At 38.4% G+C, this 25,421-nt stretch carries 27 protein-coding genes and 1 other annotated feature; of the genes, 14 read left to right on the forward strand and 13 right to left on the reverse strand.

Annotated features, from left to right (window positions below; genetic code table 11):
- Window positions 1–91: 91 nt before the first annotated feature.
- Both PH210_RS07270 and PH210_RS07275 read right to left on the reverse strand, forming a co-directional pair.
- Window positions 92–1,450 carry an arsenic transporter gene (locus PH210_RS07270; protein WP_289984259.1) on the reverse strand — a complete coding sequence of 453 codons (1,359 nt, stop codon included), beginning with the start codon at window positions 1,448–1,450 and terminating at the stop codon, window positions 92–94.
- 308 nt (window positions 1,451–1,758) lie between these two features.
- Window positions 1,759–2,289 carry a hypothetical protein gene (locus tag PH210_RS07275; RefSeq protein WP_289984260.1) on the reverse strand — a complete coding sequence of 177 codons (531 nt, stop codon included), beginning with the start codon at window positions 2,287–2,289 and terminating at the stop codon, window positions 1,759–1,761.
- Between the two features lie 180 nt (window positions 2,290–2,469).
- On the opposite strand from PH210_RS07275, the gene PH210_RS29740 reads away from it, so the two are divergent.
- From PH210_RS29740 to PH210_RS07300, 5 genes are all read left to right on the forward strand, one after another.
- On the forward strand, window positions 2,470–2,778 hold the full coding sequence (locus PH210_RS29740; RefSeq protein WP_354669968.1) for a pentapeptide repeat-containing protein: 309 nt from the start codon (window positions 2,470–2,472) through the stop codon (window positions 2,776–2,778).
- Between the two features lie 324 nt (window positions 2,779–3,102).
- The gene (locus tag PH210_RS07285; protein WP_289984263.1) at window positions 3,103–4,176 is read left to right on the forward strand and encodes a CotH kinase family protein; all 1,074 of its coding nucleotides are present in this window, start codon (window positions 3,103–3,105) and stop codon (window positions 4,174–4,176) included.
- A gap of 150 nt (window positions 4,177–4,326) precedes the next feature.
- Window positions 4,327–4,875 carry a YwrJ family protein gene (locus PH210_RS07290; RefSeq protein WP_289984264.1) on the forward strand — a complete coding sequence of 183 codons (549 nt, stop codon included), beginning with the start codon at window positions 4,327–4,329 and terminating at the stop codon, window positions 4,873–4,875.
- Between the two features lie 66 nt (window positions 4,876–4,941).
- Window positions 4,942–6,216 carry a hypothetical protein gene (locus PH210_RS07295; protein ID WP_289984265.1) on the forward strand — a complete coding sequence of 425 codons (1,275 nt, stop codon included), beginning with the start codon at window positions 4,942–4,944 and terminating at the stop codon, window positions 6,214–6,216.
- A gap of 190 nt (window positions 6,217–6,406) precedes the next feature.
- Window positions 6,407–7,075 carry a YwrJ family protein gene (locus tag PH210_RS07300; protein WP_289984266.1) on the forward strand — a complete coding sequence of 223 codons (669 nt, stop codon included), beginning with the start codon at window positions 6,407–6,409 and terminating at the stop codon, window positions 7,073–7,075.
- A 94-nt stretch (window positions 7,076–7,169) separates the two neighbouring features.
- Here the strand turns inward: PH210_RS07300 and PH210_RS07305 are convergent, their stop codons facing one another.
- Window positions 7,170–7,817, reverse strand: coding sequence for a phosphatase PAP2 family protein (locus PH210_RS07305; protein WP_289984267.1), 648 nt, complete (start codon window positions 7,815–7,817; stop codon window positions 7,170–7,172).
- 40 nt (window positions 7,818–7,857) lie between these two features.
- Entirely contained in the window at window positions 7,858–8,931 is a 1,074-nt protein-coding gene (locus PH210_RS07310) for an NAD(P)H-dependent flavin oxidoreductase (RefSeq protein ID WP_289984268.1), read from the reverse strand.
- Between the two features lie 149 nt (window positions 8,932–9,080).
- Here PH210_RS07310 and PH210_RS07315 point away from each other — a divergent pair, with 149 nt between their 5' ends.
- Window positions 9,081–9,473, forward strand: coding sequence for a thiol-disulfide oxidoreductase DCC family protein (locus PH210_RS07315; RefSeq protein ID WP_289984269.1), 393 nt, complete (start codon window positions 9,081–9,083; stop codon window positions 9,471–9,473).
- Window positions 9,474–9,535: 62 nt separating this feature from the next.
- Here PH210_RS07315 and PH210_RS07320 read toward each other — a convergent pair whose 3' ends face one another.
- Both PH210_RS07320 and PH210_RS07325 read right to left on the reverse strand, forming a co-directional pair.
- Window positions 9,536–9,946, reverse strand: a complete 411-nt coding sequence (locus PH210_RS07320; protein ID WP_223590111.1) for a VOC family protein — start codon at window positions 9,944–9,946, stop codon at window positions 9,536–9,538.
- Between the two features lie 140 nt (window positions 9,947–10,086).
- Window positions 10,087–10,638 (reverse strand): GNAT family N-acetyltransferase, encoded by a 552-nt coding sequence (locus PH210_RS07325; protein ID WP_289984270.1) that lies wholly within the window; start codon window positions 10,636–10,638, stop codon window positions 10,087–10,089.
- Window positions 10,639–11,257: 619 nt separating this feature from the next.
- Here PH210_RS07325 and treP point away from each other — a divergent pair.
- The 3 genes from treP to treR all read left to right on the forward strand — a co-directional run bounded on the left by treP (window position 11,258) and on the right by treR (window position 15,151).
- Complete coding sequence (treP, locus tag PH210_RS07330; RefSeq protein ID WP_289984271.1) at window positions 11,258–12,682, forward strand: PTS system trehalose-specific EIIBC component; 1,425 nt, start codon at window positions 11,258–11,260, stop codon at window positions 12,680–12,682.
- 73 nt (window positions 12,683–12,755) lie between these two features.
- The gene (gene treC / locus PH210_RS07335; protein ID WP_289984272.1) at window positions 12,756–14,423 is read left to right on the forward strand and encodes an alpha,alpha-phosphotrehalase; all 1,668 of its coding nucleotides are present in this window, start codon (window positions 12,756–12,758) and stop codon (window positions 14,421–14,423) included.
- A 14-nt stretch (window positions 14,424–14,437) separates the two neighbouring features.
- A complete protein-coding gene (treR, locus tag PH210_RS07340; RefSeq protein WP_289984273.1) occupies window positions 14,438–15,151 on the forward strand; it encodes a trehalose operon repressor in 714 nt (237 codons plus the stop codon).
- Between the two features lie 52 nt (window positions 15,152–15,203).
- Here the strand turns inward: treR and PH210_RS07345 are convergent, their stop codons facing one another.
- Window positions 15,204–16,754, reverse strand: coding sequence for an ATP-binding protein (locus tag PH210_RS07345; protein WP_289984274.1), 1,551 nt, complete (start codon window positions 16,752–16,754; stop codon window positions 15,204–15,206).
- A gap of 192 nt (window positions 16,755–16,946) precedes the next feature.
- On the opposite strand from PH210_RS07345, the gene PH210_RS07350 reads away from it, so the two are divergent.
- Both PH210_RS07350 and PH210_RS07355 read left to right on the forward strand, forming a co-directional pair.
- Window positions 16,947–17,624 (forward strand): SOS response-associated peptidase, encoded by a 678-nt coding sequence (locus tag PH210_RS07350; RefSeq protein ID WP_289984275.1) that lies wholly within the window; start codon window positions 16,947–16,949, stop codon window positions 17,622–17,624.
- Between the two features lie 179 nt (window positions 17,625–17,803).
- Window positions 17,804–18,421 carry an RraA family protein gene (locus PH210_RS07355; RefSeq protein WP_289984276.1) on the forward strand — a complete coding sequence of 206 codons (618 nt, stop codon included), beginning with the start codon at window positions 17,804–17,806 and terminating at the stop codon, window positions 18,419–18,421.
- Window positions 18,422–18,461: 40 nt separating this feature from the next.
- On the opposite strand, the gene PH210_RS07360 is transcribed toward PH210_RS07355, so the two are convergent.
- Both PH210_RS07360 and PH210_RS07365 read right to left on the reverse strand, forming a co-directional pair.
- Window positions 18,462–18,956 (reverse strand): GNAT family N-acetyltransferase, encoded by a 495-nt coding sequence (locus PH210_RS07360; protein WP_289984277.1) that lies wholly within the window; start codon window positions 18,954–18,956, stop codon window positions 18,462–18,464.
- A gap of 117 nt (window positions 18,957–19,073) precedes the next feature.
- On the reverse strand, window positions 19,074–19,439 hold the full coding sequence (locus PH210_RS07365; protein WP_289984278.1) for a c-type cytochrome: 366 nt from the start codon (window positions 19,437–19,439) through the stop codon (window positions 19,074–19,076).
- A gap of 215 nt (window positions 19,440–19,654) precedes the next feature.
- Here PH210_RS07365 and PH210_RS07370 point away from each other — a divergent pair, with 215 nt between their 5' ends.
- The 3 genes from PH210_RS07370 to PH210_RS07380 all read left to right on the forward strand — a co-directional run bounded on the left by PH210_RS07370 (window position 19,655) and on the right by PH210_RS07380 (window position 21,552).
- The gene (locus PH210_RS07370; RefSeq protein WP_289984279.1) at window positions 19,655–19,852 is read left to right on the forward strand and encodes a hypothetical protein; all 198 of its coding nucleotides are present in this window, start codon (window positions 19,655–19,657) and stop codon (window positions 19,850–19,852) included.
- A gap of 96 nt (window positions 19,853–19,948) precedes the next feature.
- Window positions 19,949–20,347, forward strand: coding sequence for a hypothetical protein (locus PH210_RS07375; protein ID WP_289984280.1), 399 nt, complete (start codon window positions 19,949–19,951; stop codon window positions 20,345–20,347).
- 314 nt (window positions 20,348–20,661) lie between these two features.
- Window positions 20,662–21,552 (forward strand): alpha/beta hydrolase, encoded by an 891-nt coding sequence (locus PH210_RS07380; protein ID WP_289984281.1) that lies wholly within the window; start codon window positions 20,662–20,664, stop codon window positions 21,550–21,552.
- A gap of 469 nt (window positions 21,553–22,021) precedes the next feature.
- On the opposite strand, the gene PH210_RS07385 is transcribed toward PH210_RS07380, so the two are convergent.
- The 4 genes from PH210_RS07385 to ilvA form a co-directional block, all read right to left on the reverse strand.
- A complete protein-coding gene (locus PH210_RS07385; protein WP_289984282.1) occupies window positions 22,022–22,237 on the reverse strand; it encodes a GNAT family N-acetyltransferase in 216 nt (71 codons plus the stop codon).
- Entirely contained in the window at window positions 22,225–22,362 is a 138-nt protein-coding gene (locus PH210_RS07390; RefSeq protein ID WP_289984283.1) for a hypothetical protein, read from the reverse strand. The genes PH210_RS07385 and PH210_RS07390 overlap by 13 nt, the downstream gene beginning before the upstream one ends.
- A gap of 415 nt (window positions 22,363–22,777) precedes the next feature.
- Complete coding sequence (locus PH210_RS07395; RefSeq protein ID WP_289984285.1) at window positions 22,778–23,497, reverse strand: YebC/PmpR family DNA-binding transcriptional regulator; 720 nt, start codon at window positions 23,495–23,497, stop codon at window positions 22,778–22,780.
- A gap of 245 nt (window positions 23,498–23,742) precedes the next feature.
- A complete protein-coding gene (ilvA, locus tag PH210_RS07400; protein ID WP_289984287.1) occupies window positions 23,743–25,008 on the reverse strand; it encodes a threonine ammonia-lyase IlvA in 1,266 nt (421 codons plus the stop codon).
- A gap of 84 nt (window positions 25,009–25,092) precedes the next feature.
- Window positions 25,093–25,361, reverse strand: a binding site (T-box leader).
- Between the last annotated feature and the right edge of the window lie 60 nt (window positions 25,362–25,421).

Raw genomic sequence — 25,421 nt, forward strand, 5'->3', positions numbered from 1 at the left:
TCATTTGGCCATAGTATGGACCTCCGATAACAAATTAATGCTAAAAATAAAAATTAAAAAGGACTCATCCTTCGATGAATCCTGGCAAAAATTATGGAACAAAAACGAGTAATAACCATAAATACAAACAAATGAGCGTAAAGACCAACGTTAGCGGAATGACAAGGGCTGTCACTTTAATATATTCCATCCAGGTTATTCTAATCTTATTTTTCTTGAGGATATGCATCCAAATTAGCGTTGCTAAAGTTCCGATTGGAAGAATCAGCGAGCCGACATCACTGCCAATTATATTCGCGAGGTAAACAGTTTTTATTAGGAGCGGGTTTAATCCCATATCCGTTAACGCCAAGGTTGAGATCATTAATGCGGGGTGATTGTTAAAGATGTTGGAAAGCAGTGCTGTTATCAATCCCATGGTTAAACTGGCATGCAATAAGCTGTCGTTGACTATTGGTTTGAGATGGTTTATCAAAAAGCTTGAAAGGCCAATATTGTGTAAACCAAAAATGATAACATACATGCTAAAAGCAAATATCAAAATATGCCAAGGAATCTTTTTGACGACGTCCTTAGGATTGGTCTTTAAATACACCCATCTCCAGATTAATAAAATGATTGACCCGAGTACGGCGACCAAGGATACCGATATGCCAACAAAGGATGCGGCAAATAAACTAATTCTTACAAAAAATACAAAGATCAGCATACTAATCATGAGCTTTTGTTGTTGATTAAATAAATCTTCTCTATTATTCTGCAATGGGTGGTATCGCCGGTTTTTTTGTAACGGGATACAAAAGGAATGGTGGCCGATCTCGCGGGGAATGTCTTTCTTAAATACTAGGAACAATAATAAGGAAAGGAAAAGTAATCCAATTACCCCTGGCACAAACATCATTTCTGTTTGGAGATATAGGTCCATTCCAATAATTTTTAATGCAATTAGATTCACAATATTACTAACACCAATCGGTGCACTTGATGCTGTTGCAATTAACGCTCCGCTCAACAGGAATGGTATTTTTTGTTTATTTTTCAATCCTAGATTATTTAATATTAAAATTAATATTGGTGTTGTTATTAATATACTGCCATCATTATTAAAGAAAAGCGTCATTAGAAAACAGAGCAGTAAGGTCAACCAATATAGGCGAATACCTTTCCCTTTTGATAATTTCAACATAAGAGCTGCCGTCCAGTTAAAGAAGCCAAAGCTTTCAAGCACAATTGCCATAACAATAGTCGCGATAATAGTAATCGCAGCTCCGGTTACCTTGGAGCTGATATCTAGTAAATCTCCTGTTGAAACGCTTCCACTTAAAAAAACAAGGATGGCTCCTATCGTTGCCGGAATTGCTTCGTTCATGTTTTTTGGACGGATAAAGATCATAACCATTGTTAGAATAAAAGCAAATATGGTAATGAGAACCGTCGATTGATGGTACATAAAAATTAATTTACTCCCTTCAAAGAGTTTCGTTCTTAATTTTCCGTTTCTTCATTTCTTGTCCTTGCTCTATAGTACGTCCCTTTTATGAGGCTTGACCTAAACGAATATCTCGGATATGTAATAAATCAGCATTAATCTATAAAAATTCATATAGATTTTTACCTATTTTTTTCTATATAGGCAGATATCACTATGGGAGATCACTAGGCTTATGTACGATGAATTCGAAGAAAATTAGAATTTATTAAGTTATTGGAAATAATAAATAAATAACCGATACTGATGATCAGTATCGGCGTCTACTTTTATGGCTTGTGAAATTGAATATTGCTACTTACCTTAATCCCTACTGCTCTTTTAGCTGCCGGAACCTCTGCTTCCACGGGAACCTCTGCTTCCACGGGAACCTCTGCTTCCACGGGAACCTCTGCTTCCACGAGAACCTCTGCTACCGGAACCTCTGCTGCCGGAACCTCTGCTGCCTGAACCTCTGCTGCCGGAACCTCTGCTGCCTGAACCTCTGCTGCCGGAACCTCTGCTGCCAGAGCTGCCAGAGCTGCCAGAGCTGCCACCTTTACCTTTTTTACCTCTGCTGCCAGAGCCACTGCCGGAACCGCTGCCGGAACCGCTGCCAGAACCCCTGCTGCCTGAACCTCTGCTGCCTGAACCTCTGCTGCCAGAACCTCTGCTGCTAGAACCTCTGCTGCTAGAACCGCTGCCAGAACCCCTGCTGCCAGAACCCCTGCTGCCAGAACCTCTGCTGCCTGAACCTCTGCTGCCAGAGCCGCTGCTGCCAGAGCCGCTGCTACCAGAGCCGCTGCTACCGGAGCTGCCACCTTTACCTTTTTTACCTCTACTGCCAGAGCTACTGCCGGAACCGCTACTACCAGAACCCCTGCTGCCAGAACCCCTGCTGCCTGAACCTCTGCTGCCTGAACCTCTGCTGCTAGAACCCCTGCTGCTAGAACCCCTGCTGCTAGAACCGCTGCCAGAACCAGTACCTGTGCCTCCTACAGATCCACTTCCACGGCTGCTGCTTCCACGGCTGCTGCTTCCACGGCTGCTGCTTCCACGGCTGCTGCTTCCACGGCTGCTGCTTCCGCGGCTGCTGCTTCCGCGGCTGCTGCTTCCACGGCTGCTGCTTCCACGGCTGCTGCTTCCACGGCTGCCAGAGCCGCTGCTACCGGAGCCGCTGCTACCGGAGCTGCCACCTTTACCTTTACCAGGACCTTTTTTACCTCTACTACTGCTGCCAGAGCCACTGCCGGAACCACTGCCGGAACCGCTGCCAGAGCCACTTCCTGTACTTCTTCCTCTGCTGCTAGATGATGACCGACTGCTGGAGGAACTTGAAGAACTCATTTGAGCCCTGCAGTCATTATTATTTCTTTTACTTGTAGGATTGTTATCCATAAAGCCAACTACGTCGTTTTGTTTTGCTTGGGAAAGTAAGTCTGAAATATCAATTTTTAAAACCATTTTTCCACCACTTTCTAAATAATTTTATTTTCTATTCCAATTTATGTAGAATCAGCGCAATTGCCATAGACAAACATATAATTTTAACCCGATATTTTTTAAGTTTATAAACACATACGGTGAGTAAACTGCATATATCTAAAAAAAATATTGTTTAGGAGAGAATTCAAGTGTTAAAATATGAACTTTATATCAATCCTAAATGGTTAAGGAAATTAAATAAGGACATTTGGAATGATGACTTGGTCCCAGCAGAATTAAAGATAGGAGAAAATCGCTACTCAGTTAAAATTTCCTATAGAGGTAATGTCATTAGAGATAAGAAAAAAAAATCTTATCGTATCCTATTTGAAAAGCCAACTATTGTCGATGGTGCCCATGAAATAATCCTAAATGCGGAATACATTGATGTAACGATGAGCAGAAATAAACTTTCCTTTGATTTATTTGACCGCATAGGTGTTATTGCACCACATTCAAAGCATGTGCTCCTATATGTTAATGGATATTGTAAAGGCATATACCTAGAGATTGAATCGTTTGACCAATATCTCCTAGAAAAAAGGAAATTACCAGAAGGACCAATCATTTATGCAACCAATAATCGAGCCAATTTCTCATTACTAACCAAAAAAAAGGAACTGAAAACCCGTTTGAGCCAGGGCTATACTATAAAATATGGAACTACAGAGGATCTAGAGGAATTAGAACAATTTATTGCTATGATTAACACCTTAAGTCATGAAGAATTTGAAAAAGAAATCCCAAAAGTATTGGACATCAATCAATATCTAAAATGGGTTGCTGGAGTTGTTTGTACTCAAAACTATGATGGTTTTATCCATAATTATGCATTATATAAAAATGGTAAAACTCAATTATATGAAATTAGCCCATGGGATCATGATGGCACTTGGGGAAGAAATATTCGCGGACGCTTGATGGAATATGATTACGTTCCGTTTACTGGGTATAACACCCTCACAGCAAGGCTTCTGCACCTAACACCTTTTAAGAGAAAATATAAGGACATCCTTTCCAATATTTTGGATCAGCACTTTAATTCTAAAGTACAAGAGCCCATTATTAATGAGCTTTTTGAAACATTAAAACCTTATATGAGTTTAGACCCATATATTACTTCAACTCCAGACAAAATAGATGAAGAAAAAGAGGTCATTTTTGATTTTATTCAAAAAAGAAATGCTTACATTAAAGATGAATTAACAACTTTTATCAAGTAACAAAGTATATGGTTAAATATCATATACTTTTTTTTGCCTATTTTTTTCAAAATCGATAAAAAAAGGCTACTTGTTTAGTACAACAACACACCGAGATACATATTGATGTAGTGTAAATGTTTATTTAATTTAAAGGAGGAAAAAACTTTTATGAATAAAGACATGATGAAGTCTTTGGTCGGCAAAATTATAAAAATTGACCGGGGTGGTCCAGAATCAAGAATCGGAAAGCTATTAGATGTAAATGAAGATCACCTAGTCCTTCTCACTGAAGATGAGGGTGTCGTTTATTACTACACCCATCATATTAAAAGTGTGACGGAGAATGCAAAGGAACAGCTGGAATTCAATATTGAAGTTCCGGAAGGTTTCACGTACAAACAATCAGAAAGCTTCCATGATCTGTTAGATTCCTTGAAGTTCCAATGGGTCAAAATCAATCGGGGCGGTCCGGAAAAATTAGAAGGTGTCCTAAGCGATATTAATAACGATTTTGTTTCCTTAATCAACAAAGAGGAAATCGTTCGCCTTTCCATGTACCATATCCGCAATATCAGTTATGGACTAAAAATTGAAAAGGCTGAGGAAGAAGAATCAAATAACCAAAGCAGCCAAGAAAAAATGTCTTCTTCTGATAAACAACAATCAAAACAACGTGTCGTAAAGTCTGAATCCTCAAAAAGCCAATATGCAAAATAAAAAAAGATAACATCTTTGTCGCTTCTCGAAGGAGAAGCGACAACATTATAAAAGGAGGATTATTTAATGGGTACAGAAAATTTCTCGTCTACATTAGATTTATTACTAGGCTACAACGTAAATCTATATGTAGGTGAAGAAGTATATAAAGGAAAACTTATTGGAGTCGAACCCGATCATGTCATTTTAGAAAATGAAAACAACTACATCTTTTATTATAGTCTTGATCAGGTTCAAGCAATCACGAAGAATACTAAACAATTTCAAGGCGAAGATACAGAAACTGAATTCTTAAAAACACAAAGCTTAACGGAAGTATTGAATTCATTGAAACAATCCTGGGTAACAATTTTGTGCTTAAACAAGCGGTCCTTTAACGGTATATTGAGCCATGTTGATACTGATTATGCTACATTGATTAGTGGTGAAGAAAGGATTTTAATTAAGCTGACCCATATTTCAAATATTTTAAAAGGCTTTATCCAAGAAAATGAAAACTCTAACTCTAACTCTAACTCCAATCAATCTGAAAAACAGGATAATGTAAAACAAAAACAGGATAATGTAAAAGCAGAAGATAATAAAAAGGAAAAGAACGCGAAAGTAACCGCTCAAGTGGCTTCCACCGAATCTTCAAAACAACCAGTGGCCTCTTCGTCTAATGAGATCAAAGCAGAAAAAACATCCAATGAAATCAAAGTAGAGAAAAAATCCGAAGAAAACGTTAAATTTATCGCGGAAGAAAAAGAACAACAAACAAAAGTTTGGTCTCAATCCATTAAGAATGTTACTAAAAAGTTAAATGATGTTACAACTCAAAAAATCAACAATGAAATCAGAAAGCATAAAGAAGAACAAGTTCAAAACATCCAAAAGCAAGAAAAACAACGAGCAGTGGAAAACATCCAAAAGCAAGAAAAACAACGAGCAGTGGAAAACATCCAAAAGCAAGAAAAACAACGAGCAGTTGAGAACAAAAACACGCACATCAAAGAAGAAAAACCTGTAGCTCAAAAAGTAGTAACAGAACCAAAAGTAGTAGCAGAAGCAAAAGTGGTAACAGAAGCAAAAGTAGTAACAGAAGCAAAAGAAGTCCAGGTGACGCAAAAACAAGAACCTATTGCACCAGTTTTTAAATCTAAAGAAATCGTTACTATACCTAAACAGGCTGCAGAAGAGAAAAAGAATGAACCTGCTCAGAATAAAAAGGATGAAACAAGAAAAGTGGAACAGCCAGTCAGAGGTTTCCGTTTTTCTGGTGAACCTGTAACACCAAGGGAATTGGAAAGAACTTCATTCTTCTCAGGATGGCCAAATAGAAGCAATAAGACAAGATTCTAACGCGCAGATTTCATAGCTTATGAAACCATTTATGAAATATCCCAAAAATCACTACGATTTCACTGAACCTTTAAACATCCTAAGATATTTACAAAAAAAGAGTGGGGATGAAATATTTTTAATTCATTGCAAATCCGTTTCAACCCAGCTCTTTTTGTAAATTGAAATTTAGAGGAAAGGATGTGAGTTGATGAATTTAAAAGATAATATCGGTAAATATATTAAACTAGAAATCTCCGGAAAGAAATTTATAAGCGGAATACTCTGTGATATCGGCAGTGATCTATGGGTTGTTTTCAACGGATATGATTACCTTTACATCCCAACCATTCATTGTCAAAATTGGCAATTTTTGAAACAAGATGAAATAGATGAAATTAACCTGAATGACGATTTGACGCCAATATACAATCATAATGAAGAAATTTCATTAAGAAAAACCTTAACAGCAGCAAAAGGCATTTTCACAGAAATTTATGTAACAAGTAACCAAGCACTCCATGGTTATATTATTAGCATTATGAATAACTATTTTGTTTTCTACTCCCCCATTTATAAAACGATGTTTATTTCCCTTAACCATCTAAAATGGTTGATTCCATATACAAACAATCAACGACCTTATGGATTGAGCAATGCTAATCTTCCAGTAAACCCTAGCAACCTAACCTTTGCCAGATCGTTTGAAGTCCAAATTGAAAAATTAACGGGAGAGCTGATTATATTCAATATAGGTGAAAATGAGAATGTAATAGGAAAAATCCAAGGAATCAAGAATAATTTTGTTGAATTAATTAGCGCGAAAGAAGACCCAGTTTATGTAAATCTTCAGCATATAAAAACGGTTCATATGACATAGAATCCTCAAATAATTTTTGGCAATGAATGAAACAAGCTTATTAATTCAATAACAAAAATAGAGTGTCTAAAACGACACTCTTTTTAAAGGAATTTTATTTGTTTTCCACATAAACGGTCTCCGACTTATTGGGCACACGTAAATATAAGCGTTGAAAGGATATTCCAAATAAAAAGGAAACCAGGTACATAGAGCCAATCATGTCAAAAATAACATGCTGCTTGACAAACAGGGTTGATATGATAATCAGCCCTCCAGTTACATGAATACATAAATTGTTTATCAGATGTTTATTTTTAATATGAAGTGAAGCAAGCATCACTGCAAATGTGGTAAGGACATGTATACTTGGGAAACAATTATAGGGACGGTCATTCTTATAGATCCATTGAACCATACTAGTTAATAAATCATTCCCTTCAAGGCTGGGCCTCGGTACGGTTGTTTGGAAAAAGAAATAGATAATGAAGCAGATAAGCTCCGCAACAACGATTAATATTAGGGTTTTGAGATACACCTTGGTATCCTTAAAACAAAAATAGACTAAATAACAAAAGATGTATCCATACCATAAAATGTACGGAATGATAAAAATCGATACGAACGGAATCGCATGATCAATGGGTGTTGAAAGGTCAACTCCCTTTTGTGCACCAAGATTTAATAATTGATAGATCTTGGCAAGAAGCGGAATCACCAACAGGAAAAGCAAGTAGGGTGCTTTCTTCAAATGAATTTTCACGCTGTCGTCACCCCCAAAATATGAAGTTTTTTTAAGCGATTTATAGTTTTGAGCGTACGATTTCCGCCTCATTTACAATTTGATTGATTAGGTCACTAGCACATAATTTCCGTGCCAGCCTCGGGCTTTGACCAGCCCAAAGGGACATATTTTCGGGATTTCCCTTTGCGCTTGAGTTTTTTCTTATCGCTTTTGTTAATTCGTTTTGTATTGGATAGTCTGGCAGTTCATCTTCAAAACTGGACATTTTTTCAATGAAGCGATTGCTTACCCCTCTAGCCATTTTTCCAGAAAAGGCTTTGGTAACTACAATTTGCTCTTCTGTTGCTTGAATAATCGCTTCTTTATGAATTGGGTTTGCACTGCTTTCTTCACAAACAAGAAAAGCAGAACCCATTTGGACCCCAAGGGCACCAAGTGATTTCGCAGCAATCAATCCTCTGCCATCCATGATTCCGCCAGCAGCAATAACCGGAATGCTGATTTGATCTGCCACTTGTGGAATTAATGACATTAAGCCTATTAAGCTATGCTTATTTTCAATGTGAAATGTCCCGCGATGCCCCCCTGCTTCTGTTCCCTGAACGACAACAGCATCCATCCCTGCTTTTTCATTGATAAGGGCTTCTGATACCGTTGTGGCTGTTCCGATTAAGACGACCCCGTTTTCCTTAAGTTTGTTAACCATTTCAAGCGGTGGAATGCCAAAAGTAAAGGAACAAATAGGCACATTTTCATCCAAAATAACCTTTAGTTGTTCATGAAAACTTTGTAGGTCTTCCTCAAAGCTTGGAAGTGTTACTTTATCCTCAACACCCAGTTCTTCCAAAATTGGCTGTAATAAGGTTTTGGCGATATGCAGCCTTTCTTCATCAGCTTCATATTTTGCAGGTACGAATACATTTACCCCGAATGGTTTATCAGTTAACTGCTGAACTTCTTTAATCTGAAGCCGGACTTGTTCAGGACTCATATAGCCAGCCCCAATCATCCCAAGGGCCCCTGAGTTAGAAACGGCTGCCACTAACTCAGAGGACGTGATTCCCCCTGCCATCGGCGCTTGAATGATTGGATATTTAACTTTAAGCAACCTTGTAAAATTATTTTCCCACAAGAATTTTTGCCCCCCTGTTCTGTTTTTTCTGCTAATATTTCCCTAATTAAATTTTACCATTGTTTAAACGTGTAGCAAGAATAAATTCATTCAGGACTAGTTTGATATTGTGATATGATGGAGCCATCTGAGATGAAGTAGGTGAAATAGTGGAACGGATTGTTTTATTTGATGGTGTCTGTAATCTTTGCAATGATAGTGTGCAATTTATTTTAAAACGAGATATCAATAAATCCTTTAAATTTGCTTCGCTCCAAGGTGAAACCGGTCAAAAGCTTCTGAATCAATACGGCTTAAATCCCGCTATGAATAGCTTTGTACTCATCGAGAACAATAAACCTTATCTAAAATCGACTGCTGCATTAAGAGTTTGCAGGAAGTTGAGAGGTACTTGGCGACTATTTTCACTCCTCATACTCATCCCTAAGCCCTTCAGAGATTTCGTCTATGGGGTTATCGCCAATAATCGTTATAAATGGTTTGGTAAAATAGAAAGCTGCCTGCTCCCTTCTCCGGAATGGAAAGACAGATTTTTGGATTGACCCCAAAAAAGAAATGCCATTCAAGAGGGAATGGCATTTCTTTTTTGCTTTACATTTCATTATTATGATTTAGGATGGTTCAAGTCCCAAATGATGCCGAATGCATCTTTCACTTTTGCATATTTTGCACCCCAAAAAGTATCCTGCAATTCCATAAAAACGGTACCTTTTTCACTTAGTGCGTTATAAATTTTTTGAATTTCTTCTTCGCTCTCTAATTCAATGGCCAATGAGATATTACTTCCGACTGTCACCGGATTTCCTGGAAAAGCATCGGAAGCCATTAAAAATAAATCGTCTTTTTTAAATTGAGCATGAATAATTCGGTCCGCTGCCTCAGGTGGTGTCGGATAATCCGCTTCGCCATACGTTTGCAGGTTTAATACTTCCCCGCCAAATACTTCCCGATAATACTCTAATGCTTCTTTTGCATTGCCATCAAACATTAAATATGGTGTAGCTTGTCCCTTCAAATTGAACACTCCTCTAAAAATTAATACCACTTTTATCATTCGATCTATGTAAGTAAAATTCCTTTGTTTCCAGAACAAACGTTTCAAGTCAACAAATACTATTTTTTCTAATTGCTAATTTTCCTATACGTAAATACATTCTAAGAACCCTGATATGAAGCTTTATGAAATTGGCCTATATGTTTAAAAAGCAGCTTCCCATCTGCATGGATCTCAGCATCATTCCATAACTTCAAGAACATCGCTTGGTACGTCTCAGGTACCCAAATGTAGTGATGGATGTAATCCGTTAGAATAAAGCCGCTCTTTTGCCAAAAATGGATTCTTGCCAAATTCTCGGGTTTTGCCTCGGATTCCACTTCAATGACCAAACTATTAAAGGATTCGGAGGTTATGGACCATTCCTTAATATACTGAATCGTTTTCAAACCATACCCCTGGTTTTGAAAATTCTGGTGAACAGCCAAATAATCAATCAGCAGGGCTTGGGTACCCTTCAGCTTTCCAGTCAACGCCATCGATACTACTTGGTCACCGACAAATCCCATATGTAAAAAGCAAATTTCTTTCCGAAACATATTACGAATAATTTTTTCAGGTTTAGCGCCCTTCTGAGCAAATGCTTGATGATAGATAGGACTGACCATTTCCCATACCTTCTCATCCCACTGATGAATCGTTTTGAATTTCACTGCTTGCATTCCTCCATAAAAATGAATAAAGCTTTGTTGTTAATTTTACCAAAAAGCCCTCGAAGCAAAAAAAAACCTTTGAACAAAAGTCAAAGGTTCCAACGAGAACTTAGTGGTCAAGGCTAAGCTCTCACATTAGGAGGTCTAAACTCAGAAGAATTTAAACATCTTTATTTTACCATTTTCTTAATATTCTTTCAACACTTCAAAGCTGTAAAGAGTAAAAGTGGTTCAAAAGGCTCAATTGTTATTTTTTTATTTGCTGTGTTAAACTTGGCTGTTGATTTGCGCTTCAGGCGCTTCGCTTTCCGCGGGCGGCCCGGGGAGCCTCCTCGGCGCTTAAGCGCTGCGGGGTCTCCCCTGCCCCGTCCTCCCGCAGGAGTCTTCGCGCCTTCCGCTCCAATCAACATTGTTAAAAAATCAACAATGTTCTTTAACTCAGCCTTTTTATTAAAAATAATTCGTTGACAAACTTGTATATACAAGCTAGAATGAAAACGTAATCAAAACTTGTATATACAGGTTGTTAAATTTCCATTTGAAAACGTCATCATCACCTGTATATCTATATAAAAAATAATTTGAATCGGGTTATTCCCATTCACCAGGGGGAAGTCATATGTCAAAGTACACAGATCCTTCAAAAGATCTATTGAAACACATTGGCGGTAAAGAAAACATAGCAGCCGTCACCCATTGTGTAACCAGAATGCGGTTTGTACTCAATGATCCTAGTAAAGCCGATGTAAAAGAAATTGAGTCAATTGGACTAGTAAAAGGCACGTTTACCCAAGCGGGCCAGTTTCAAGTAATCATTGGAAATGAGGTTTCCAGCTTCTACAACGAATTTGTCAAAATAGGTGGTGTAGATGGAACTTCAAAAGAAGAAGCCAAAAAAGCAGCGAAGCAAAATCAAAACTGGCTTCAGCGCATGATGGGTCATTTAGCGGAAATATTCACACCATTAATCCCTGCCCTTGTAGTCGGCGGTTTAATCCTTGGTTTCCGAAACGTAATCGGTGATATCAAATTATTAGATAACGGCACGAAAACCATTATTGAAGTATCCCAGTTCTGGGCTGGTGTCCATTCCTTCCTATGGCTGATTGGGGAAGCAATATTTCACTTCCTTCCAGTTGGAATCACCTGGTCTGTTGCGAAGAAAATGGGTGCATCTCAAATCCTTGGTATTGTTCTTGGTATTACCCTAGTATCGCCGCAATTATTAAATGCTTATGCAGTTGCCGGTGCAAAAGAAATTCCCACATGGGATTTTGGTTTTGCCCACATTAAAATGATTGGGTATCAAGCACAAGTAATTCCTGCGATTTTAGCGGGCATAGTATTAGGCTTCTTGGAAACAAGATTACGTAAAATTGTTCCAAATTCAATCTCTATGATTGTTGTACCATTCTTGGCATTAGTTCCAACTGTATTAATTGCTCACACGATTCTAGGCCCTATCGGCTGGTCTATCGGTTCTGGCATCTCTCATGTTGTTTACTCTAGCTTAACATCAGCATTTGGCTGGTTATTCGCAGCAATCTTTGGTTTTGCCTATGCTCCTCTTGTTATTACAGGTTTACACCATATGACGAATGCGATTGACCTTCAATTGATGAGTGAACTACACGGAACAAACCTATGGCCAATGATTGCCCTATCAAATATCGCCCAAGGTTCAGCCGTTCTTGCGATGATCTTTATTAATCGTAAAAATGAGGAAGAAAAGCAAGTATCCATTCCAGCAGCAATCTCTTGTTACCTTGGTGTAACAGAGCCTGCGATGTTCGGTATCAATTTAAAATATGGTTTCCCATTCCTTGCTGCGATGATTGGTTCCATGATTGCAGGTGTCGTATCCGTAGCCAGCGGTGTAATGGCTAACTCCATTGGTGTCGGCGGTCTGCCAGGTATTTTATCAATCCAGCCAAAACATATGGCAATGTTTGCAATTTGTATGCTGATTGCGATTGTGGTTCCATTCATCTTAACGAATATCTTTGCAAAAACAGGTGTTAAAAAGTTTTCTATAAAAAAATAAAACTCCATTAGGAGGGAGACAGACTCCCTCCTATTTGACATTAGAATTAAAAAAATTTAGGTGGGTGTTTGAATTGGCAGCATCATGGTGGAAGAATTCAGTGGTATATCAAATCTATCCAAAAAGTTTTTATGATACATCAGGAAATGGTACCGGGGATATCCAGGGTATAATCGAGAAGCTAGACTATTTAAAAAATCTTGGTGTCGATGTACTTTGGCTCACCCCTATTTATCAATCTCCACAGCGTGATAACGGTTATGATATAAGTGATTACTACCGGATTCACGAAGAATATGGAACAATGGAAGATTTTGATCGGCTGCTCGAAGAAACTCATAAACGCGGGCTTAAAATCATTATGGATATTGTCATCAACCATACGTCAACTGAACATGAATGGTTTAAACAAGCAAAATCCTCCAAGGATAACCCCTATAGAGACTTCTATATTTGGAAGGAAGGCGAAAACGGCATGCCTCCGACAAATTGGGAATCAAAATTTGGCGGTTCTGCTTGGGAATATGATCAGACAACAGGGCAATATTACCTTCATTTATTCGATGTCACCCAGGCGGATTTAAACTGGGAAAATGAGCAAGTCCGTACTGCTCTATATGAAATGATGCATTTTTGGCTTAAGAAAGGTGTCGACGGCTTCCGGCTTGATGTGATAAATCTTATTTCCAAGGACCAGCAATTTCCTCAGGATGACAGTGACGGACGCAAGTTTTATACTGATGGCCCGAGGATTCATGAGTTTCTTCATGAAATGAATGAAAAGGTTTTTTCAAAATACGATATCATGACGGTTGGTGAAATGTCGTCAACGTCCATTGATAACTGTATAGGGTATACCAACCCTGATCGTGAAGAGTTAAACATGATTTTTAGTTTTCATCATTTAAAAGTAGACTATCCGAATGGGGATAAATGGACGAAGGCGGAATTTGACTTTCAGGCCTTAAAGCAAATTCTTTCAAAGTGGCAGGTGGAAATGAATGAAGGCGGCGGCTGGAATGCCCTTTTCTGGTGCAACCATGACCAGCCTCGTGCAGTATCCCGTTTCGGTGATGACAAAAAATATTATAAAGAGTCGGCTAAAATGCTGGCAACAGCTTTGCATATGATGCAAGGAACCCCTTATATTTATCAAGGGGAAGAATTCGGAATGACTAATCCAGACTTTGATTCGATTGACGAATACCGCGATGTTGAATCGATCAATATTTATAGCATCAAGAAAAATGAAGGCCTGGCTGAACTAGAAATTATCGAAGTCCTTAAGCAAAAATCCCGGGATAACTCTAGAACTCCAGTTCAATGGAATGATAGTTTTCATGCAGGTTTTACGACGGGAACTCCTTGGATTGAAACTGCGGACAATTATCCAGAGATTAATGCTGAGAACGCACTTCTGGATCCGTCATCCATCTTCTATCACTATCAAAAGCTAATTCACTTAAGGAAAAAATATGATGTGATAACGAACGGCAATTTCGAGTTAATTTTAGATCAGGATGATGAAATATTTGCTTACGTAAGGGAAAATGGACCGGAAAAATTACTGGTCATAAACAATTTTTATGGAAACGAAAAATTAATCACCCTCCCTGCCCATTTGCATCTTGATGATTATATTAGTGAAATGTTAATCTCAAACTATACAGATTCCCCTCCATTAAAAAGGGAAATCCAGCTGCGGCCATATGAGTCGTTTGTGTATCACCTGAAAAAATGAACGGAGAGGTCAACATGACGAACAAGTATCTAACCATTTATAACACTATTGTCGAGCAAATAAAGAGCGGTGAAATTCCACCGCAGACGCTTCTCCCTTCTGAGAATGAATTATCCGAACAATTCAATACCTCCAGGGAAACGATTAGAAAAGCGTTGAATTTGCTGTCGCAAAATGGCTATATTCAAAAAGTTAGAGGCAAAGGTTCGATTGTGATTGATCTTTCGAAGTTTGATTTTCCCATTTCGGGCTTGGTCAGCTTTAAAGAGCTGGCACAAAAAATGGGCCGAAAACCAAAAACGATTGTGAATGAGTTTTGCTTAATCAAACCCGAAACCTATATTCGCCAGCAACTTCACCTTTCAAGCAAAGACCTCGTTTGGAAAGTAGTTAGAACGCGAGAAATGGGCGGAGAAAAAATTATTTTAGATAAAGACTTCTTAAGTAAAAAGAATGTTCCCCATTTAACTGAGGAAATTTGTGCGGATTCCATTTATCAGTATCTTGAAAACGACCTAAACATGACCATCAGTTTTGCTAGAAAAGAAATTGTCGTAGAAGAACCTACCAACGAGGATCGGACCCTTCTGGATTTGGAGGGCTTTCATAATATCGTTGTGATCAAAAACTATGTCTATTTAGATGATGCAAGCCTTTTCCAATACACAGAATCAAGGCACCGTCCTGATAAATTCCGTTTTGTTGACTTTGCGCGAAGATCACGGTAAATCAAAAGGAGACCCCTAATATTTCAAATGGGATCTCCTTTTTCATATTTTTTTAGGCATGGTTCCCTGCTAAATAATCTTTCAAAGCGAATTGCAGTGTCCCTTTGAAATCCGCTACCTGGTCCAAATTTATACCCAAATGAATCAATATCTTAACTATTTCTCCACGTAACCCCGTTACAACTGTTTTACACCCCATCATGGCTATGCCATTAATAAGATTCATTAATGAACGAGCGACTTCGGATTCCATCTGAGCAACACCCGAAAAGTCAATGATGAGTGTTTGGATATGTGAATTTCCTATCTCTGAAATAGCTTTGTCTTCAATTGTTGAAACACGGTAGCTATCAATCTGCCCGATGAGCGGTAAAATGCAAATATTAGAAGAGATTGGTATAATCGGAACAGAAAGATTTTCTACTAATTTTCTTTGGGATTCTAGCAGTTCATCCTTATATTTGGTATAACTGATGAAAAAATAGTTTAGAAACTGATCGATCATTTGATTAATATTTTTTTCAAGTGTGAAGAATTCTTCTAAATCCGACATAGAATTCGTGCTTGCTTTGTAATTATAAAGAAAATCCCATAATGTTCTGCGAATGGCTTGAACCCACTCAAGCTTAAAGGCAATTGTTAAAGAATACCTTGCCCATGCCACACCTTCCTGTTTGGCAAAGGAGATTAATTCATGCTCTCTTCCTTCTACAACAAACATGGCTAGTTTGTGTGCATTTTTTAAAAGATTGATATTGCCCAATGTATGTATTTCTTCAATTTTATCTCTCACATTAATTGCTTCATTTAATAAACAATTTTCAAATTTTGCTCGATTAGCGACAAAAAAATCCTTTAACGTACTACTTTCTACCACATCAAGCTCCAACCTTTTCACACCTCTTTTTTGTAAGTTAAATTGTTTGGGCAATCGAATTGTAAAGGTTGTCCCCTTTTTTTCCTCGCTGTCAATATGGATTTTCCCCCCATGCTGATAGACCACAGAAAACACTTGAGTTAATCCCATACCTGTTCCGTGATCCTTTGTGGTATAAAAAGGAGTACCAAGTAAAGACAATTTTTCTGTTGGGATTCCAACTCCGGTATCTTTAATACTGACTATCAGTTCATCATGAGCTGCAAAATGACTAATCGTTAACTTTCCATTCCCTTCAATTGATTCAATGGCATTTTTTATCAGATTGAAGAAAGCTTTTTTAAATTGATTTTTCTTCCCATAAATCGTATAGTCCGTGTCTTTAAATTGAGTGACTACCTGAATATGGTATAATTTGTCTTGAAATAAATTAAGGATGGACTCAAGCTCTACTGCAAGGTGAAAAGATTGCTTCTCTTCTTCTTCCTGATCCGGCTTAGAAACTTGAAGAAGATTATTTAAAGTTGTTAAAGCATTATCCAATTCTGTTTGTGCAATATTGACATAATCTGATTTGTTCTCATGTTCAAGGAGTTGTAAAAAACCCTTTACTGCCGTTAGCGGATTTCGAACTTCATGTGCAATACCAGCAGCAATTTGTCCTACAGATGCTAGTTGGCTTAAATGATTATTACTATCTAACTGCCTTTGATACGTGTCCTTCACAATGACAATACCCTTTCTTTTATTACAAATTTTCTACTGCCTTAAAACAAATTCAATTATTTAGTATTTCTAAATAATTTTACCAAAATTTTCAGAAAATTAATAGGTTAAATATTCCTAGTACTATATAAATTTTGAAAAAAGCACCCTTATTTAGGTAAAATAATTGTAATTAGTTATGGGGGGATGAGTATGTGCGGCCGGTTCACATTAACAACGAGTGTCGAGGAAATTATTGAAAGGTTTTTGATCGATTCTTTTTTAGAAGAAGAATTATTTTCGCCCAGCTATAATATTGCCCCCTCCCAGTCCGTCTTGGCGGTCATTAATGATGGAACTTCAAACCGAATGGGCTTTTTAAAATGGGGGTTGATTCCACCCTGGGCAAAAGACATGTCCATTGCCAATAAAATGATTAATGCTCGAGCTGAAACCTTAGCTGAAAAGCCAAGTTTCAAAAATGCTTTTAAGAAGAAACGCTGTTTAATCCTCGCCGATAGCTTTTATGAATGGAAGCGTCATGAAGATAAAACGAAGACCCCGATGCGGATTAAACTTAAAACTGAGGAATTGTTCGCGATGGCAGGCCTTTGGGAGCAATGGAAATCACCAGAGGGTAAAGCTATTTTCTCCTGCTCGGTTATAACCACGACTCCCAATGATTTAATGGCAGATATTCATGATCGGATGCCGGTAATTTTAAAGCCTGAGGATGAAAATACCTGGATCAATCCCACTATTTCCGATGCAAACTTTTTAAAACAATTCCTAGTGCCGTTTGATCAAAATCTTATGGAGGCTTATGAGGTTTCCTCACAAGTTAATTCTCCTAAAAATAACAGCATTGATCTTATACAAAAAATTTGTTAAAAATTTTTTAAAAATGGACATGTTCACTACATGCAAGTCCATGCTTGTTCATAAGATGTATTACCCATAAAAGTTTTCCTTCTTTGGAAAGTGGTTACGCCACTTTCTTTTTTTATTTTCCTCCCAATTAAAATCCCTTATAATGGATAAAGGATTGGAAAATGGAGAGGAGAATTTGGATGGATCAGTTGGTCAATAAATTTCGGAATATTCCCACAACGTGCATTTCAGATGCTATGGAGGGATTAAACAACCTTCACCCTTCAATTAAACCGCTTAAGGAAGAATATAAGCTGGCTGGACGAGCCCTCACGGTTAAAATTCCTGTTGGCGACAACCTGGCCGTCCTAAAGGCAATCCGGGAAGCTAAGCCTGGCGATATTTTGGTTGTAGATGCAAAAGGAGATCAATATCGGGCGATTGCGGGAGATTTTGTCGTTGGTATGGCACAAACTCTTGGTATTAGCGGAATCGTTGTGGACGGTGTGATACGTGACATCGTTGGAATCCAACAATTGAACTTTCCTGTCTTCTCTAAAGGAACTGCCGTTGCTGCAAGTGGAAAAGCTGGAGTTGGGGAAATTAATGTTCCAATTTCATGCGGCGGTACTGCAGTCAATCCAGGAGATATCATCGTTGGCGATGCCGATGGTGTCGTTGTTATCCCTCAAACAATCGAACAAAAAGTATTAACAAAATCTCTTGATAAATTTAAAAAGGACCAAGCTAGAGAAGCTGCTATTACCGGCAACCGGGAAGCGATTATTAAATACTTGGATGAAATGTTATCAAAATAATGCCAAAACCCCTTTTCCATAATGGTTAAGGGGTTGATTACTATAATTTCATATGTAAAATGTACATCGGTCCCTGCCGGCCCATAGCTCGAATTCCTTCATCAATAAAGCCGCATTTTTTATAGACATGCTGAGCAATGGTATTTATTTGGTTAACAGCAAGGATAATTTCATTTTTTCCTGGAAAATGCTCTTTCACGAATGCAGGCAATAATTCTAAAGAACTCTGAGCAATTCCTTTACCTTGAAAGGATGAATCCACTGAATAAGCTCTCAAAAGCAGAGCCTGCTTATTATCAGAATAATCCTTCACCCCATTCCAGCCATGGAGGACGAAAAAACCTGCAAGCTTATCTTCATAAAGAATCAATATGGGAACACGCTCTTCTTCATTTTCACATGCGTGAATGGCATCTATTGGATGTGCAGTGAATCTGGACTGTTCCTGAGACAAATAATAATTTGCAAACAAGGTTAAATTCTCAGGTTGATAAAATTCTAAACGGGTTATACCCTTCGATATGGATTGTTCCATCCCCTATTCCCCCCTTAAAAAGCTAGCCTTCCATTTGATAGTATATCAAATTGATATTGTATAATAAATCAAAATAGTCCGAACCTTGTTCGGACTATACCACAACTTAAGTATTCATTATTTTTGATCCCATAAGTAACTTACTACAGCATCATATTCTTCTTTCGATAATGAAGCTGGGGCTGATTTTGGCATATTCTTTGAAATGAAAGCTTGTAAATCTTCCTTCGTTTTAAAATCTGTATGGATTCTGTTCGCATCGAGTACTTTTTGACCACCTGTAATGTTGCCAGAACTATGGCAGGTTATACAGCTTTTTTGAAATACTTCATCCCCCGCTAAAGCAGTCGCCGGTTTACTCTCTTCCTGTTTTGCAGGTTCTTTCGCTGGTTCCTTTGCGCTATCGCTGTCATCTTTGCCGCAAGCGCTCATTATACCAATCAAAAGAATAAAAAAAATGGCAAATCCAAAAATCTTTTTCAAGCCGCCACCTCGATTCTTATAGGTTCTTAGAATTGCAAAATAATCGGTAATTCCTAAATCCATATTATTGTAAAAGCTGTACAATTATTCCTATGCGCATAGTAAAAAATGGACATAAATCATTACGACAACAATAGGATAAAATACCTATATATTCCTTTGGAATGGGGATGTTATTAAATGAAACCTATACCAATGAAAATGGAGATGACAATATGACCGACAGCAAACAAGCTCACGAAGAAGAACATCTTGAGGCTGCAGACCAAATTAATAGTTTGCATACTTACAGCCTAGCAGCGAAAGATGATTCAATAAACACGACCGAGCACATCACAGCAAATACCCTTGCTGAACCTGCAAAAGCAGCAAATGATGCGGCGGAAAATATGGTGGAATCGAAAAACCAATAAGAGAAATTTAAAAAAAAATATTCACCTTCCTAAAAATGTCATATCCTTCAGATCTGAACATAAAATAGAATATACGTTCGTAGGGAGGCGAGGATTTTGGTTAAACAATCCTTGATTACAGGTGAGATGTTAGTCAGGTATTACGAACTAAATAAACAGAAAAAAGAAATCGAGCTCGAAATGAATGCATTAAAAGATGCTTTTCAAAGTTATTTTAATCATTTAGTTGGCATTGACAATAAAGGCGAGATCACTATCAGCGGCTATAAGCTGCAAAGGCAAATTCGGAAAACGGAAAAATATCATGAAGTGGAAACAATTAAAAGATTAGAAGAATTAAAGATGAATGACCTCATCCAAGTCGTGAAAAAACCGGATGATGTAAAAATCAAAGCTGCCCTTAATCTAGGATTTTTAAAAGGGGATCAGTTGGATGGCTGTATTATTACTACAACAACCCCTGCGATTTCTGTTAAGCCGATAACACCAAGATAAATTTTATCTCAAAAAAGGAATCTACATCTTTAATCTGTAGGTTCTTTTTTCATTGGTGTTAAAGGCTATTTTCGCAAAGATTGTTGTTTTTCGTATAGGTTCATCAACACGTATAACAATATTCTTCGTGGCATCTTTTCGCTAGAACATTTGCGAAAATTGCCTAGAAACTTTGTAAATGACCTTTAATAAGTTCTAAAAGTGCAACAAAGTTTACGAAAAGAGCCTTAATAAATAATGGAGGATTTTCAAGAATGATGGAGAAATACATATATGTAAACACTTACATACCTTTTGAAAGGGGTTATTAGGAAATGGCAAGTCAAGAAAGTTTGTTAGTTCGGCAGTATTTAAAGTCTTTTTCGTCCAACCAATCGGCAGAATTTAATCTAGAAGCAGCTCGGAATGGATTAGAGGCTTTATCTGGTTTAACTCCGGTTGCATCCGATATTAGCGTAGAAAAAACAGAAATCGAAGGAATTCCAGCAGAATGGGTAGTGGCTCCAAATGCGGTTGTTGATCGTGTATTCCTTTACCTTCATGGCGGCGCCTACATTATGGGAAGCTGTAACACTCATCGGTTTTTAGCTTCTAAGCTTTCAAGATCTACTACTGCTCGTGTTTTAGTCCCTGAATATCGTCTTGCACCAGAAAATCCTTTCCCTGCAGCGGTTGAAGATGCGGTTAAAGTGTATCGCTCTTTAATTTCTTCGGGTATTTCTCCTGAACAAATCGTCATTGGCGGAGATTCAGCTGGCGGCGGTCTAACCTTATCAACGCTGTTAACGTTAAAGGCCGAAGGAGATAAATTGCCTGCCTTGGCTGTTCTTCTGTCTCCTTGGACGGATTTGGAAGGTACGGGGGAATCAATGGAAACTCGTGCAGCAGTTGACCCTTGGCTATCTCCTGATTCTTCTCGTGTTGTCCCGGCTTTATATATCGGTGATTTGGATCGTCGTCATCCGATTGTTTCACCAATTTATGCTGATTTATCAGGTTTGCCGCCAATGCTTGTGCATGTCGGCAATGATGAAATCCTTTTAAGCGATTCGGCCCGCCTTGTTGACCGTGCCCGTGCAGCGGGAGTTGAAGTCAACTTTAAGGTTTGGGATGATATGTGGCATGTCTTCCAAACCTTCCAAATTCCTGAAGGCCAGCAATCAATCGATGAAATCGGCGATTTTGTTGTAAATCAATTAGGGTAGTAATAAAAGGAACGCTTGGAATTTCAATCCGAAGCGTTCTTTTTTTTGGTTGTATAAGTTGTAGGCTTGGTATTGGATATTAATGTTGAATTTCCAGGAAAAATCCAGGAAATGTCGTTAATTTTATAAAATATGTAGTAATTACGGGATAATTGGTCGTATGTTGCTAAAAATAGGTCATAAGTTTTGATGGTTCGAAGGGATTTCCAGTTAATATCCAGTAAACGTCGTAAAATTTAAAAATTAAGTAGTAAATGTGGGAAAATAGGTCGTATGTTGCTAAAAGTAGGTCATAAGTTTTGATGGTTCGAAGGGATTTCCAATTAATATCCAGTATTTGTCGTAAAGTTTAAAAATTAAGTAGTAAATGCGGGAAAATAGGTCGTATGTTGCTAAAAATAGGTCATAAGTTTTGATGGTTCGAAGGGATTTCCAATTAATATCCAGTATTTGTCGTAAAGTTTAAAAATTAAATAGTAAATGCGGGAAAATAGTTTACAAGCCGGGTACCGAGACCCAACCCTCTGGCCTTTGGATCTACTAAAAGTAACCTTATCTTGGCGATGGAATTGCCGCCATCCACGACAAAATCGGATCCAACCACTTCTCCGTCCATTTCGGCAATCCAGCAGTGTTTTTTATCTGGATTTAGATTCTTGATAAAATCAGCAGCTATTTGTGCCACAAGTGCTTCAACTGTTCATTCCAGCTGTATTCTTCCGCATAAAGGTCGCCATGTTTATGGATGACCATTCTCAAATCGCCAGGTTTGTGGTGCCTGAGAAGATATAAATCCTTCTTATCTGTCAAAAATATCCCTCCAGCATTCTTTAATTCTATAATACCAATTCTACCAGAACCAAACAGAGTGCCCAAGCTCGTCAGTTTATCCCTATCACGGGCACTGTGAACCACTCAGAGTGCCTGCTCCCTCTCGTTTTTCCATCTCACGGGCACTGTAAGCCATTCAGAGTGCCTGCACCCTCTTGTTTTTCCCACTCATGGGCACTGTGAGCCACTCAGAGTGCCTGCTCCCTCTCGTTTTTCCATCTCACGGGCACTGTGAGCCACTCAGAGTGCCTGCTCCCTCTCGTTTTTCCATCTCACGGGCACTGTGAGCCACTCAGAGTGCCCGACCTCTTCGATTTTACCCACTCATGGGCACTAGCGAGGAAAATAAATGGAATTAAAAAACAGACCCATCAATAGGGTCTGCAATTAAAGCTTATTCGCCTAAATCAACATTGTGATACACTTGCTGCACATCATCTAAATCTTCTAAAGCATCGATCATTTTTTCAAACTTCGATTGTCCGTCCTCTGGCAGAGTAACGTCGTTTTGTGCCAGCATAGTCAATTCAGCAACCGTAAAATCAGTGATTCCTGCATTTCTGAATGCTTCTTGAACCGCATGGAACTGATCAGGCTCAGCATAAACGATGACTTGATCTTCTTCTTCGATGATGTCGCGCACATCTAAATCAGCTTCCATTAGTAGCTCTAGTACTTCTTCTTCTGTCTTACCTTCCACACCAATAACAGCAGTCGCATCAAACATATAGGCTACAGAACCGCTGACACCCATGTTGCCGCCGTTTTTACCGAATGCCGCACGAACGTCTGAAGCGGTACGGTTCACGTTATTTGTTAATGCATCGACAATCACCATGGAACCGTTTGGACCAAAGCCTTCGTAACGAAGTTCAGTATAGCTTTCCTCTGAACCGCCTTTTGCTTTATCAATGGCACGGTCAATAATATGTTTTGGTACATTGTATGTTTTGGCACGTTCAAGGACAAATCGTAAAGCTTGGTTGGATTCTGGATTTGGTTCACCTTGTTTTGCTGCTACATAAATTTCAACACCAAACTTTGCATAAATACGACTTGTATTTGCGTCCTTTGATGCTTTCTTTTCTTTAATATTGTTCCATTTACGACCCATATGAACACTCTCTTTCCTCTTTGAATCTACATTTCATTATAATCATAAATAATACTGGTAAACCTATTAATTATTTATGCTCTACTCATTCACAGATAATATTATACCTCAAATGGGTCATTTGTTAAGGGATATTATATAAAAATTATAGGTGCCTGACACCAATAAAAATTTTTGCTTTAGAAATATAGATAAACGCCAAAAGTGGTTCAGGCTAGACTGAACCACTTTTGGCAGGATTATCGCTACACTAGCATTTGAAACAAGGTGCTATCTTTGTTGACTTCCCGATAAACGAATCCCTTTGTTTTGATCCGGTCTATTAATGGATAGTAATCGTCTTTATCCTTTAACTCAATTCCAACCAGAGCCGGGCCGGTTTCACGATTATTCTTTTTCGTATATTCGAAATGGCTAATATCATCATTTGGACCGAGGACGTCTAATAGGAATTCACGTAATGCACCTGGCCGCTGCGGGAACTGAACAATAAAATAATGCTGCAGGCCTTCAAAAAGCTTCGAACGCTCTTTAATTTCCTGCATTCTTCCGATATCATTGTTCCCGCCGCTGACGATACAAACAACCGTTTTGCCTTTAATTTCATCTGCGTATGTATCTAAGGCCGCAACGGAAAGTGCTCCAGTTGGCTCGACGACAATTGCATTTTCGTTATAAAGAGTTAATAGGGTCGAACATACCTTTCCTTCAGGAACAACGATGATATCATCAACAATTTCTTTACAAATGTTGAAGGTCTTAGTTCCCACTGTTTTAACCGCTGCACCATCAACAAATGGATCAATTTTTTCAAGTGACGTAACTTCACCTTTTACGATTGATTCCTTCATTCCAGGTGCTCCTTCAGGCTCGACACCAATTAAATGGGTCTCAGGAGAGATGTGCTTTAAATATGTTCCTACACCCGCCATAAGTCCGCCGCCGCCGATTGCACCGAATAGATAATCGACTTTTTCTGGACAATCATTAAGAAGTTCAACCGCCACCGTACCTTGACCCGCGATGACGTCAAAGTCATCAAAAGGATGAATGAAGGTTCGGTTTTCAGCACGGCTGCATTCCAGCGCCTTTTCAGAAGCATCATCAAAGGTATCTCCAACTAATACAATTTCAACACTATCCTTGCCCCAGAATTTCACTGAGTTTACCTTTTGTTTAGGGGTTGTGGTTGGCATGAAAATTTTGCCGTTAATTTTTAATAGATGACAAGAGTAAGCCACTCCTTGGGCATGGTTGCCTGCACTTGCGCAGATAATTCCGTTTTGCATTTCTTCAGAGCTTAACTTTTTAATCCGATTATAGGCCCCGCGAATTTTAAAGGAACGGACACTTTGCATGTCTTCCCGTTTTAAATATACATTACAGCCATACCGTTCAGATAATAAATGGTTAAATTGCAGAGGAGTTGGCGAAATCACATCCCTAATCGTGTGACTTGCAATGATGATATCTTCTACATTCAGCGTTTTTTTCTCTACTTGTTGACTCATTTTCTCGGTTCCTCCTCATATTCAAACATCAATCTTTTCTTATTTGATGATGGTTTATAAACAACAAAAAACCCGTCCCATATGGATAGGGACGAGTTGTTCTCGCGTTACCACCCTACTTCCGCAGCAAATCTTTCGTTGCGGCTCTCGATAGACGTACAGCACTTATCACTTAGCTCTTCGTACTTGTACGCATTCCGATATAACGGCGGAATTTACCGGTATAGCTTACTGATTCCGTTCAGCTATACATCTCGGAGATGATCTTCAGAAGGCCCTGCTATCGACTCCCACCAAACGTCGACTCTCTAGGAAACATGGAGCAATCCTACTCTTCTCGTCATTGATTTAAGATTAATTTTTTATTAGGGTACCACCGAAAAAATGCTCTGTCAATATTTTTTGACTATTTT

It is taken from the genome of Paenibacillus sp. BSR1-1 (assembly GCF_030403775.1).
Lineage (GTDB): Bacteria > Bacillota > Bacilli > Bacillales > Cytobacillaceae > Neobacillus.